The sequence below is a fragment of the Variovorax sp. P4_D9 genome (genome assembly GCF_056401695.1).
In genome coordinates, this window is record NZ_JBFUIU010000214.1 from 1 (window position 1) to 12342 (window position 12342).

12 protein-coding genes and 1 pseudogene are annotated in these 12342 nt (G+C 66.4%); 7 read left to right on the forward strand and 6 right to left on the reverse strand.

Annotated elements, in window-relative coordinates:
* Positions 1-101 precede the first annotated feature (101 nt).
* Positions 102-887: pseudogene (locus AC1DY5_RS22480) on the forward strand (DUF2817 domain-containing protein); the annotation flags it as partial.
* 3 nt (positions 888-890) lie between these two features.
* Here the strand turns inward: AC1DY5_RS22480 and AC1DY5_RS22485 are convergent.
* Positions 891-2015 (reverse strand): ABC transporter substrate-binding protein, encoded by a 1125-nt coding sequence (locus AC1DY5_RS22485; protein WP_478114918.1) that lies wholly within the window; start codon positions 2013-2015, stop codon positions 891-893.
* Positions 2016-2088: 73 nt separating this feature from the next.
* Here AC1DY5_RS22485 and AC1DY5_RS22490 point away from each other — a divergent pair, with 73 nt between their 5' ends.
* On the forward strand, positions 2089-4149 hold the full coding sequence (locus AC1DY5_RS22490) for a molybdopterin-containing oxidoreductase family protein (protein ID WP_478114920.1): 2061 nt from the start codon (positions 2089-2091) through the stop codon (positions 4147-4149).
* Positions 4146-5258, forward strand: coding sequence for an aminopeptidase (locus tag AC1DY5_RS22495; protein ID WP_478114921.1), 1113 nt, complete (start codon positions 4146-4148; stop codon positions 5256-5258). Before AC1DY5_RS22490 ends, AC1DY5_RS22495 begins: the two co-directional genes overlap by 4 nt.
* Positions 5259-5266: 8 nt before the next feature.
* Here AC1DY5_RS22495 and AC1DY5_RS22500 read toward each other — a convergent pair whose 3' ends face one another.
* The 4 genes from AC1DY5_RS22500 to AC1DY5_RS22515 form a co-directional block, all read right to left on the reverse strand.
* On the reverse strand, positions 5267-5521 hold the full coding sequence (locus AC1DY5_RS22500) for an acyl-CoA-binding protein (RefSeq protein ID WP_478114923.1): 255 nt from the start codon (positions 5519-5521) through the stop codon (positions 5267-5269).
* 62 nt (positions 5522-5583) lie between these two features.
* On the reverse strand, positions 5584-6414 hold the full coding sequence (locus AC1DY5_RS22505; protein WP_478114925.1) for a hypothetical protein: 831 nt from the start codon (positions 6412-6414) through the stop codon (positions 5584-5586).
* Between the two features lie 15 nt (positions 6415-6429).
* On the reverse strand, positions 6430-7104 hold the full coding sequence (locus tag AC1DY5_RS22510) for a TetR/AcrR family transcriptional regulator (protein ID WP_478114927.1): 675 nt from the start codon (positions 7102-7104) through the stop codon (positions 6430-6432).
* Positions 7105-7223: 119 nt separating this feature from the next.
* Positions 7224-7709 (reverse strand): phasin family protein, encoded by a 486-nt coding sequence (locus tag AC1DY5_RS22515; protein ID WP_478114929.1) that lies wholly within the window; start codon positions 7707-7709, stop codon positions 7224-7226.
* A 158-nt stretch (positions 7710-7867) separates the two neighbouring features.
* Here AC1DY5_RS22515 and rfbB point away from each other — a divergent pair, with 158 nt between their 5' ends.
* Genes rfbB through rfbC form a run of 4 tightly spaced genes read left to right on the forward strand, consistent with a single transcriptional unit; the run spans position 7868 to position 11287 of the window.
* Positions 7868-8947, forward strand: a complete 1080-nt coding sequence (rfbB, locus tag AC1DY5_RS22520; protein WP_478114930.1) for a dTDP-glucose 4,6-dehydratase — start codon at positions 7868-7870, stop codon at positions 8945-8947.
* Complete coding sequence (gene rfbD, locus AC1DY5_RS22525) at positions 8944-9858, forward strand: dTDP-4-dehydrorhamnose reductase (RefSeq protein ID WP_478114932.1); 915 nt, start codon at positions 8944-8946, stop codon at positions 9856-9858. Before rfbB ends, rfbD begins: the two co-directional genes overlap by 4 nt.
* Positions 9855-10742 carry a glucose-1-phosphate thymidylyltransferase RfbA gene (rfbA, locus tag AC1DY5_RS22530; protein WP_478114934.1) on the forward strand — a complete coding sequence of 296 codons (888 nt, stop codon included), beginning with the start codon at positions 9855-9857 and terminating at the stop codon, positions 10740-10742. The genes rfbD and rfbA overlap by 4 nt, the downstream gene beginning before the upstream one ends.
* A complete protein-coding gene (rfbC, locus tag AC1DY5_RS22535) occupies positions 10739-11287 on the forward strand; it encodes a dTDP-4-dehydrorhamnose 3,5-epimerase (protein ID WP_478114936.1) in 549 nt (182 codons plus the stop codon). The genes rfbA and rfbC overlap by 4 nt, the downstream gene beginning before the upstream one ends.
* A gap of 59 nt (positions 11288-11346) precedes the next feature.
* Here the strand turns inward: rfbC and AC1DY5_RS22540 are convergent.
* The coding region (locus AC1DY5_RS22540) for an ISL3 family transposase (RefSeq protein ID WP_478114938.1) at positions 11347-12342 on the reverse strand (996 nt) is incomplete at its 5' end.

A 12342-nucleotide genomic window follows, 5' to 3' on the forward strand; every position in this document is an offset into this window, starting at 1 on the left:
CAATCCGCACGGCTTCTCGCATGGTCGCCGCGTGACCCACGAGAACTGCGACCTGAATCGCAACTTCTTCGATTTCGCCGCACCGCTGCCGGTCAACGCCCAATCCGCACGGCTTCTCGCATGGTCGCCGCGTGACCCACGAGAACTGCGACCTGAATCGCAACTTCTTCGATTTCGCCGCACCGCTGCCGGTCAACGCCGCCTACGCAGAGCTGCACGCGCTGCTGCTGCCCGCGCAGTGGCCGCCGACCGCGGCCAACGAAGCCGCGATGGCGGCCTGGATCGAGAAGAACGGCGCCGCCGCCTACCAGGCGGCCGTGACCCGCGGCCAGTACCAGTTCGAGGATGGCCTGTTCTTCGGCGGCCAGGCGCCGACCTGGAGCAATCTCAGCTTGCGCGAGGTACTGCGCACGCAGGTGCAGGCGGCGCGCCAGGTGGCCTGGATCGATCTCCACACCGGCCTGGGCCCCAACGGGCTCGGCGAGCGGATCTTCTCCTGCCGCGACGACAAGGACGCCTACGCGCGCGCCAACGCATGGTGGGGCACGCCGGCCGCGCCGGTGACCTCGATCTACGACGGTTCGTCGACCTCGGCCTTCCTGACCGGCCTGATGTGGAATTCGATTTACGAGGAATGCCCGCAGGCCGAGTACACCGGCATCGCGCTGGAATACGGCACCGTGCCCGTCATGGAGGTGGTCGGCGCGCTGCGGGCCGACCACTGGCTGCACAAGCATCCCAAAGCGCCGCCCGAACTCGCGGCGACGATCCGCGCGAAGATGCTCGAGGCCTTCTACACCGATACCGATGCCTGGCGCGGTCAGATCATCAGCCAGGCGCGCCAGGCGATGTTCCAGGCCGTGGATGGGCTGGCCGGCGCGGCCTGAGGTTCAGGTGCGGATCCGGCCGTCGCCGGTGATCATTGACAGCTCGACGAACTTCGACGCCACGTGGTTGCGCGGCGAGAAGGACACCTCGAAGCCGCCGAACTGCTGCCGGTCGATGCTCTCGAGGCCGGCGATCAAGCCTTCGCGCGTCGCCTTGCCGGGCGCCCGGCGCAGGCCTTCGACCAGCACCTTGGCGGCCAGGTAGCCCTCCAGGCTCGAGAAGTTGGCCTTGGTGTTGCCGCCGCCCTTGCGCAGCGCTTCATTGAACTCGCGCGTGATCCCATTGGCCGCGTTGTAGGGCGAGGGCACGACCTGGGTCACGACCACGCCGGCGCCGTCCTTGCCGAGCTCGTCCGACAGCGCCTGCGTGCCGACGAAGGAGACGTTGAAGAAGGTGCCGCCATAGCCTGCTTTTCGCGCCTCGCGGATGAATGCCGCGCAGGACTTGTAGGCGCTGACCTGGACCACAGCGTCCGGCTTGGCGGCGGCGATGGTCTGGACAGCCGTGGCCACGTTGACCGAGTTGCGCTCGACCGTGGCCAGCGCGGCCGGCTTCAGGTCGAGCTGGCCCAGCGCCAGCGTCACGCCGTCGAGGCCGGCCCTTCCGTAGGCGTCGTTCTGATAGAAGACCGCGATCTTCTTGAGGCCGAGGTGGGTGAGCTGCTTCACGATCAGCGCCGTCTCGTCGTTGTAGGAGGCGCGCAGGTGGAAGACGTTCTTCTGGAACGGCTCGCGCAGCGCCATCGCACCGGTGAAGGGGGCGATGAACGGGATCTTGGCGTTCACCGCCAGCGGTAGCGCCGCCAGGCTGGTCGGCGTTCCGATGTAGCCGAACAGCGCGAAGGCATCGTCATCGATCAGCTTCCGGGTGTTGGCGGCGCAGCGATCGGGCTCGTAGCCGTCGTCCAGGAACTTGATCTGCACGGCGCGGTGGCCCGGCTGCGCGTTGTGCTGGTCGAGAAAGAGCTTGGCCCCATCGTAGAACTGGATGCCCAGTTGGGCGGCCGGCCCGGTGAAGGGCGCTGACTGGCCGAGGACGATCGGCGACTCGCTCTGCGCCCGCGCGAACTGGAAAGCTCCCAGTGCCGCTGCGCCGGTGGCGATGGAAAAGTGCCTGCGGTTCATCATCGTGAAAACCCCTTCGCGCGCGTTCGCTGTGTACAAACTAGACTCGCCGGTTGGTCTTCGCCCAGCTCGAATCATGACTTCCCCCACTCCCTCCCACTCCGTGCGCAAGGTGCTCGGCGCCTGCCCTCACGACTGCCCCGACACCTGTGCCTTCGTGACCACCGTGCACGACGGCGTGGCCGTCAAGTTGCAGGGCAACCCCGAGCATCGGCACACTGCCGGCGTGCTCTGCACCAAGGTCTCGCGCTACATCGAGCGCAACGACCACGCCGAGCGCCTGGTCCAGCCCTTGAAGCGTTCCGGGCCCAAGGGCAGCGGGTGCTTCGAGCCGGTGAGCTGGGACGCGGCGCTCGATGACATCGCTGCGCGACTAAATGTACTTAAAGGTAACAACGCCGAGAAGATTGTGCCCTACAGCTATGCGGGAACGATGGGTCTCGTGCAGGGCGAATCGATGGACCGTCGCTTTTTCCACAAGCTCGGCGCGTCGCTGTTGGACCGCACGATCTGCTCGACGGCTGGGGGTGAAGCCTTAAGTTTTACGTTGGGTGGCAAGGTGGGCATGCGGGTCGAATTTTTCGCCGAAGCCAGGCTGATCCTGATCTGGGGCAGCAACTCGATTGCGAGCAACCTTCATTTCTGGCGCCACGCCCAGGCAGCCAAGCGGGCTGGCGCGCGGCTGGTGTGCATCGACCCGCGCAAGACCGAGACCGCCGACAAGTGCGACGAGCACGTGGCGCTGCTGCCGGGCACCGATGCCGCGCTGGCACTGGCGCTGATGCACGAACTCATCGTTCACGACTGGCTCGATCACGACTACATCGAGCGCCACACCGTCGGCTGGGGCCCGCTGCGCGAGCGCGCGCTCCAGTGGCCGCCGGCTCGCGCAGCCGCGGTCTGCGGCGTGCCCGAGGCGCAGATCGTGTCGCTGGCGCAGGCTTACGGCACTACCAGGCCGGCCGCGATCCGGCTCAACTATGGCATGCAGCGCGTGCGCGGTGGCGGCAACGCGGCGCGCGCCRTGGCCTGCCTGCCTGCGCTGGTCGGCGCCTGGCGGGAGCGCGCAGGCGGCCTGCTGCTAAGCAGCTCGGGCCTTTTCCCCGTCGACCGCGCGGCCCTGCAGCGGCCCGACCTGCTGGCGGGGCGCCGGCCGCGCACCATCAACATGAGCGCAATCGGCGATGCGCTGGCCGACAGCGCGAACCCGATCGAGGCCCTGATCGTCTACAACAGCAACCCGGTGGCGGTGGCGCCCGAATCGGGCAAGGTGGTAGCGGGCTTCGCGCGCGAGGACCTGTTCACCGTGGTGCTCGAGCAGTTCCAGACCGACACCGCCGACTATGCCGACTACGTGCTGCCGGCCACCACGCAGCTCGAGCATTGGGACATCCACACCAGCTACGGCCACACCGACATCCTGTTGAACCAGCCGGCCGTCGCGCCGCGCGGCCAGGCCCGCAGCAACACCTGGGTGTTCCGCGAACTGGCCCGGCGCATGGGCTTCGACGAGCCCTGCTTCAGCGACGACGACGAGACGATCTGCCGCAGCGCCTTCGCCGCCGGCGTGGTCGACTTCTGCGAGCTGCAGGCGCGGGGCTTCGCGACGCTGAAGCTGCCCGATGCCCCCTATGCCGAAGGCAACTTCCCGACGCCCTCCGGACGCTGCGAATTCTTCAGCGCGCGGCTGGCGGCGATGGGCCAGGACGGCTTGCCCGACCACCTGCCGAACTACGAGCCGGCCGGCAGTTCGACCGCGTTTCCCCTGGCCATGATCTCGCCGCCGGCGCGCAACTTCCTCAACTCCACCTTCGTCAACGTGCGCAGCCTGCGCGCGATCGAGGGCGAGCCGTTGCTCGAGATCCACGAGGCCGACGCGTCGGCGCGCGGTATTGCCGATGGCGCCACGGTGCGCATCTTCAACCAGCGCGGCGAGCACCACTGCCGCGCCGAAATCTCGCGCCGTGCCCGGCCCGGCGTGGTGCACGGCCTGGGCATCTGGTGGCGCAAGCTCGGCCTGGACGGCACCAACGTCAACCAGCTCACCAGCCAACGCCTGACGGACATCGGTCGCGGCCCGACCTTCTACGACTGCCTGGTCGAGGTCGAAGCCGTCACTGATCCGGTCGCGTCATGAGGCTCGGGCGGCGCGGTGCGGCAGCGCTGGCGGTGCTGGGTGCCGCCGCGCTGCTGGCGGGCTGCGCCGATCTCGGTTACTACTGGCAATCGGCCAGCGGCCACCTGGGCCTGATGCGGGCGGCCCGCCCGGTGCCGGAGTGGCTCGAAGACCCTTCGACCTCCGATGCGCTCAAGGCCAAGCTGGCGCTCACCCAACGCATCCGCCGATTCGCGGTGGCTGAACTCGGCCTGCCCGACAACGCCAGCTACAGGTCATATGCCGACTTGCACCGCAGTGCCGCGCTCTGGAACGTGGTGGCCGCGCCGCCGCATTCGCTCACGCTCAAAACCTGGTGCTTTCCGGTCGCGGGCTGCGTGGGTTACCGCGGCTACTACGACGAGGCGGCCGCGAGCGCCGAGGCCGCCGCCCAGCAGGGGCAGGGCCTGGAAACCGCGGTCTATCCGGTGCCGGCGTACTCGACCCTGGGCTGGATGAACTGGGCCGGCGGCGATCCGCTGCTGTCGACCTTCATCGGCTATCCGGAGGGCGAACTGGCGCGCCTGGTGTTCCACGAACTCGCGCACCAGGTGCTGTACGTGCCCGACGACACCATGTTCAACGAGTCCTTCGCCACGGCCGTGGAGCGCATCGGCGGCGCGCGCTGGCTGCAGACCCAGGCGAGCGAGGCGGCCCGGCTCGACTATGCGCAGTTCGATGCCCGGCGCCAGCAGTTCCGGGCGTTGGCGGCCGAGACCCGGCGGGCACTGGACGCGGTCTACCATTCGCCCGAAGCCAAGGCGCAGGACTGGCCGGCGGTCGACGCCGCGAAGGCCGCGGTCATGGAGGATTTCCGCCAGCGCTATGCCTTGCTGCGCGCCGAGTGGACCGGCCCGCGGCAAGGCGCCTACGACGGTTGGGCGGCGCGCGCCAACAACGCGATGTTCGGCGCCCAGGCTGCCTACGACGAACTGGTGCCTGGTTTCGAGGCCCTGTTCGAGCGCGAAGGAGAAGACTGGCCGCGCTTCTACGCCGCAGTCAGGCGGCTGGCCGAGATGCCCAAGGCCGAGCGTCGGCAGGCGCTCAAGGCGCCCGCACCAGGCATGCGGCCCATGGCCGCCCTTCCTTGAGCGGGGGGCTACCGCAGGGATTCGATCAGGTCGACGTACTGCTGCTTGGCCTCGTCGGCGCCGAGGCCCTTGCGCGCGCTCCAGGCATCCCACTTGGCGCGAGCCACGATGTCGCTGAAGCTGGGCTTCTTTTCGGTGTTGTCGCCGACCGTTGCCTGCTTGAACAAGCCGTAGATCTTGAGCAGCGTGGGGTTGTCGGGGCGCTCGGCGAGCAGTTTGGAATTGGCTTGGGCGGATTCGAACAGGGCGTTCAGGTCGGACATCGAAGGACGGATGGGTGATAGGAATCAAGCGCCATCTTAAGTGACGCCATCGTTGAGATAGGTCAATCCGTCATCCCCGCTCGCGCCAACTCGACATCGAGCCGTTCGCGGGCGTCCGCCGGTTCGAGGTGTGCGGCCTTCTCGTAGAGCCGGGTGGCCTCGGCCATGCGCGAATCGCCGTACAGCATCAGCAGGCCGCGGGCGTATTCGATCAGCGCGCTGGCCGAATGGGGGTTGAGCTGGAGCCCGCGCTCGAACAGTGTCACCGCGGTGTCGGCCCGCACGCCGTACGTCATGCGCCCCACCAGCGAGCCGACCTTGTCGATCACCTCGGCATGGAACGCGGCCAGCGCGACGTGGGCATCGGCATGGTGCGGCCGCAATTCGATCACGCGCTCGAGCGCGCCCTTGACCTTGGTCCCCAGGCCCTGCGCCAGGGCCCGGGCGACGCTGATGCCCTGGCTGTAGCGCCCCAGTGCATAGGCCTGCCAATAGAGCGCTTGGCAGTTGTCGGGTTCGGTCGCGATCTGCGCGGTGGCGCGTTCGGCCACCTGCCTGAACAGCGCCAGCCGCACGGATTCCCGCGGTTCGAGGTAGTTGGCATAGATGGCGGTCGCCTGGTTGGCGAGCGCGAGGCCGACGGGGGCGTGCGCCAGGCCAAGCGCCGCGGCCGCTTCGAAGTCACCGCTGTGATAGAGCGCCCAGCCGTCGCCCAGCGGGCCCGGTGCCGGGAGCGGAAGGCCCTGACCGGCATGCAGCCGGTCCCAATGCAGAGGCAGGTCGGAGGCACTGAAGCGAGGTCCGTCGCGGTAGGGAAGCCGGGTCCATTGCCCCGCTGCTTGGGCATTCACGGTCGACAGCAGCGAGAGCGATTCKGGTGGCGGTGGGTTCATTCGAAAGTGGGAATATCAGACCATCGCGGATTGATCTTCGCCAGCATACGCGCTGCTGAGCGTCAGCAAATGCCGGCGTTGCTCGGTGGCTAGGTAAGGCGCCAGCAGGTGCAGCGTGTGATGGGCGCCGCGCATTAGGGCGCCCTGGGCGTGCGCGGGTTCCAGCGCCTCGCGCGGGTTGCGCACGTATTCGTAGCTGAGCCAGTAGGTCAGCACCACCACCATGCTTTGCGCCAGCGTTTGGACCTCGCGCGCATCGATGTCCAGGTGGCCGGCATGGCCCAGGCCGGCGATCAGGGTGCGAATGGCGCGGGCCTTGTTCTTGAGCACCATCTGGAACTGGGCCTCGAGGTGCCGGTTCTTGCTCAACAGGTCGTTCAGGTCGCGGTAGAGGAAGCGATAGCGCCAGATCAGCTCGAACATGCTGTGCATGAAGAACCACGCGTCCTCGACGTCGTGCACGCCTTCGCTGGCATGCAGCAGTTCGAGCAACTCGGTCTCGTAGCCCTCGTAGAGCCGGTTGATCAGCTCGTCCTTGGCGGGGTAGTGGTAATAGAGGTTGCCGGGGCTGATGTTGAGCTCCCCGGCGATCAGCGTGGTCGAGACGTTCGGCTCCCCGAACCGGTTGAACAGCTCAAGTGCGGCTTCGAGGATGCGTTGTGCAGTGCGGCGTGGCGCTTTCTTGGCCATGTCGTAGCCCCGGTTTGTCTCGTCGGGGCCACTCTAGCGCAAGTTCGCCGGCGCCGGGGAGGGGGCGGCGCCCGACGATGGCGGCGCCGGGACGCGCGCAGCTTCCGGTCAGGAAGCCGTCAACCGCCGCCGCCCGCCTTGTGCCGCCGCGAAGGCTTGGTGGCATCCGGGGCCTTGCGCGCGGCGGTCTTGCGAGGCGCGGCCACCTCGGGCGCGGCTGCGCTGCTGCGGCGCTTCAGTTGCGCTTCGAGCGCTTCGACCCGGTCTTGCAATGCCGCCACTTCCTGGGCCGATGGCACCCCGAGCTTCGCCAGGGCGCGCGCGACGCGCTCTTCGAAGATGTTCTCGAGCTTGCCCCAGCCGCCTGCGGCCTTGCTGCCGAACTCGCTGGCGAAGCCGGCCATTCGCGCCTGCGCCTGAGCCAGTGTTTCCTCGGCGGCCTGCTGGGTCTTCTTCTGCACGCCCGCGCCGTCTTTCACCAGCGCCTCGAAGGCCTTGCTGCCTTCCTGCTGCATCTTGGCGAAGGCACCGAGGCCGGCCAGCCAGATCTGCTGGGCGGAATCCTTGATGCGGTCTGCGGGTTTGTCGTCGTCTTCGGTCGGCATGGCGGTTCCTTAGGTTGCAATGAGACTCTAGCCCGGGTTGCCGGGTCAGGAGTAGAGACTGCGTTCTAGCTGCGAATTGAAACATTCCGCGGATGGGATAATCCTCGGTCCGAGCGCCGGCAGGCGACATTTGACATTCGACAACAAAGAGGGACCCCATGATCCTGGTAACCGGGGGCGCCGGCTTCATCGGCGCTAATTTCGTTCTCGACTGGGTTGAGCAAGGCGACGAGGCCGTGGTCAACCTGGACAAGCTGACCTACGCCGGCAATCTCGAGACGCTGTCGTCCCTCAAGGGCGATCCCAGGCACGTCTTCGTGCAGGGCGATATCGGCGACAGCGCCCTGGTCGATCGGCTGCTGGCCGAGCACAAGCCGCGTGCCGTCGTCAATTTCGCCGCCGAGTCGCACGTCGACCGCTCGATCCATGGCCCGGAAGACTTCGTCCAAACCAACGTGCTCGGCACCTTCCGGCTGCTCGAGTCGGTCCGGGGTTATTGGGGCACCTTGCCAGCGGAGCAGAAATCGGCCTTCCGCTTCCTGCACGTCTCGACCGACGAGGTCTACGGCTCCCTCTCGGCCACCGATCCGGCCTTCACCGAAGAGAACAAGTTCGAGCCCAACAGCCCCTACTCGGCCAGCAAGGCGGCCAGCGACCATCTGGTGCGCGCCTGGCACCACACCTACGGCCTGCCGGTGGTCACGACCAACTGCTCGAACAACTACGGCCCCTTCCATTTCCCGGAGAAGCTGATCCCTCTGATGATCGTCAACGCGCTCGCTGGCAAGTCGCTGCCGGTGTACGGCGACGGCATGCAGGTGCGCGACTGGCTCTACGTCAAGGATCACTGCAGCGCGATCCGCCGGGTGCTCGAAGCCGGCCGTCTCGGCGAGACCTACAACGTCGGCGGCTGGAACGAGAAGCCCAACATCGAAATCGTCAACACGGTCTGCGCGCTGCTCGACGAACTGCGTCCGCGCGCCGACGGCAAGAGCTACCGCGAGCAAATCACCTACGTCACAGACCGCCCCGGCCATGACCGCCGCTACGCGATCGATGCGCGCAAGCTCGAGCGCGAGCTCGGCTGGAAGCCGGCCGAGACCTTCGACACCGGCATCCGCAAGACCGTCGAGTGGTATCTGGCCAACGGCGAGTGGGTGGGCAACGTGCAGAGCGGGGCCTACCGCGAATGGGTGCAGAAGCAGTACGACGCTGCTCCCGCGAAGGCGGCGGCATGAAGCTGCTGCTGCTCGGCAAGGGCGGGCAGGTGGGCTGGGAGCTGCAGCGCAGCCTGGCGCCGCTCGGCGACTTGGTGGCCCTCGGCCACGACAGCGCCGATCTGCATGCCGACTTCAGCCATCCTGAACAACTGGCGGAAACGCTGCTCAAGGTGCGGCCGGATGTCATCGTCAATGCGGCGGCGCACACGGCGGTCGACAAGGCCGAAAGCGAGCCCGAGTTCGCGCGCAAGCTGAATGCCACATCGCCTGGCGTGGTGGCCCAGGCGGCGCAGCAGATCGGTGCGCTGATGGTGCACTACTCGACCGACTACGTGTTCGACGGCAGCGGCAGCAAGCCGTGGAAAGAGGACGATGCGACCAGTCCGCTCAGTGTCTACGGCAGCACCAAGCTCGAGGGCGAGCAGCTTGTTGCCCGGCATTGTGCGCGGCACCTGATCTTTCGGACCAGCTGGGTCTACGCGGCGCGCGGCGGCAATTTCGCGAAGACCATGCTGCGGCTGGCCAAGGAGCGCGACCGGCTCACGGTGATCGACGACCAGTTCGGTGCGCCGACGGGGGCGGAGCTGCTGGCCGACGTCACGGCCCACGCCATCCGGGCCACGCTGGCCGATCCCGGCAAGACCGGGCTGTACCACCTGGTGGCCGGCGGCGAGACGACCTGGCATGGTTATGCACGCTTCGTGCTGGCGCAGGCCCAAGCGGCGGGGGTCGAGCTCAAGGCTTCACCCGATGCCGTCGATGCGGTGCCGACTAGCGCCTTCCCTACGCCCGCCACGCGCCCACACAATTCCCGGCTAAATACTGACAAGCTGCAGCGCACCTTCGGCCTAAAGCTGCCGCACTGGCAGCTTGGCGTCGCGCGCATGCTGGCCGAAACCCTCCAACCCACGACCTCTCCAAAAGCATGACCCAACGCAAAGGCATCATCCTCGCCGGCGGCTCCGGCACGCGGTTGCACCCGGCCACGCTGGCCATGAGCAAGCAACTGCTGCCGGTCTACGACAAGCCGATGATCTACTACCCGCTGAGCACCTTGATGCTGGGCKGCATACGCGACATCCTGATCATCAGCACGCCGCAGGACACGCCGCGCTTCCAGCAGTTGCTGGGGGACGGCAGCCAGTGGGGCCTCAACCTGCAGTACGCGGTGCAGCCGAGTCCCGATGGCTTGGCGCAGGCTTTCATCATCGGGGACAAGTTCGTCGGGAATTCGACCAGCGCGCTGGTGTTGGGTGACAACATCTTCTACGGGCACGACTTCGTGCACCTGCTGGCCGATGCCGACAAGAAGGACACGGGCGCGACGGTGTTCGCGTATCACGTGCACGACCCGGAGCGCTATGGGGTGGTGGCCTTCGATGCCACGGGGAAGGCCAGCAGCATCGAGGAAAAGCCGGCCAAGCCAAAGAGCAGCTACGCGGTCACGGGGCTCTATTTCTACGACAACCAGGTGGTGGACATCGCCAAGGCGGTCAAGCCGAGCGCGCGTGGGGAACTGGAGATCACCGCCGTCAACCAGGCCTATCTGGACCTGGGCAAGCTCAACGTGCAGATCATGCAGCGCGGGTACGCGTGGCTGGATACGGGGACGCACGAGAGCTTGCTGGAGGCGGGGCAGTTCATTGCCACGTTGGAGCATCGTCAGGGGCTGAAGATTGCTTGCCCGGAAGAGATTGCTTGGCGGAATGGGTTCATTGATCGGGAGCAACTGGTCAAGCTCGCGGCGCCGCTGCAAAAGAACGGGTATGGCAAATATCTCGCTCATCTGTTGGCAGAGGAGGTCCGTTCGTGAAAGTGACAGCCACTGAGATCCCTGATGTACTGGTCATCGAGCCGAAAGTCTTCGGTGATGCCCGGGGATTTTTCTATGAGAGCTTCAATCAGAAGGCTTTCGACGACGCGATCGGAAGCCATGTGGAATTCGTGCAGGACAACCATTCGCGTTCCGCCGAAGGGGTTCTGAGAGGTCTTCACTATCAGATCCAGCAACCGCAGGGAAAGCTCGTGCGGGTTGTGCGTGGCAGCGTCTATGACGTTGCGGTGGACATCCGTCGCTCCTCACCGACATTTGGACGATGGGTCGGCGTGGAACTCTCGGAAAGCAACCACAAGCAACTCTGGGTGCCGGCTGGATTTGCGCACGGGTTCTTGGTTCTCAGCGAAGGCACGGAGTTCTTGTACAAGACCACGGACTACTACGCACCGGCGCATGAGCGCTGTATTCGGTGGGATGACGCAAGATTGGCGATCAATTGGCCCCAGAGCGAAGCGACGCCGAAGTTGTCCGCCAAGGACGCCGCGGGGGATGAATTCGATCGGGCTGAAACCTTCTCTTGAGTAAAGGGCCCCGCAGCGGATCGTAAATACTCGGGTACACCGTCGCAACTATTTCAGGTTCATCCGACTTTTGAGTGGGTCCACCTCTGAGGCCAGAGGTTGAGGCCACCGCAATGGAAGTACACGGCGATCTTGAAGTGCTCGGCGTTGCGGTAACCGCAGGCTCGCTTCTGGATGGTGGCGACCTTCGAGCTCAGTCCCTCGGCCACGGCGTTGCTGATACGGTGGCTGAAGTACGTCAGGACGTTGGGCAGGTGTCTGGCAATCATCTTGGCGGCGTCGATCATGGGAGGCAGTCGGCTGTGCGTGGCCCAGAAGTACCAGCGCTGCCAGAACCGCTTGGCCCAGCCTTCGCGGCGATAGTTCCACAGCTCGCGCAGCGACTCCTTGAGCGCCCACGCGCGAGCGGTCTTGAGTTGCGCGCCCTTGATCAAGTTGAAGCGCTCGCGCGACTTCTCGGGCACGTTCTCGGCGCTGTACAGCCACAGGTACTTGCTCCTGGTCAGTGTCGTGTCACCCATGCCGAGCAGCGCCTTGTGCTCGCGCTTCCTGACCGTGTCCACCGCGTCCACGACGTGGCGCATGATGTGGAAGCGGTCGAACACCATCTTCTGCTCGGCCCCCGGGACCTTGTCGAGGCAGGCATTGATGTACGGCGGCCACATGTCCAGGCTGATGGCCTGCAGCGCCTGGATGTTCTCGGGCCTGAAGGCCTCGAAGTAGGCGCCCAGGCTGGCTTGCTTGCGATCCCGACCGATGTACTCCACCGTGGCTCGCTGGAGGTCACACACCAGTGTCATGTAGCGCTGCCCCTTGGCGATGGCCTTCTCGTCAACGCCGATCAGCGCGGGCATCGCGCTGGGCTTGACTCTGCGGCCGCGCACGACGGCGCGCTCCATGATGTGCCAGGCCTCGTCCCAGGTGATGCCCAGGAGAGTGGCCGCCTTCTTCACGTCGGTGGCCAGCAGCACGTCGACGGCCAGCGCCTCGAACAACCGCGTGAAGCGCCCGCCGGGCTCGGCCCAGGGCAACTCGACCACTCGCACGCCATGCTG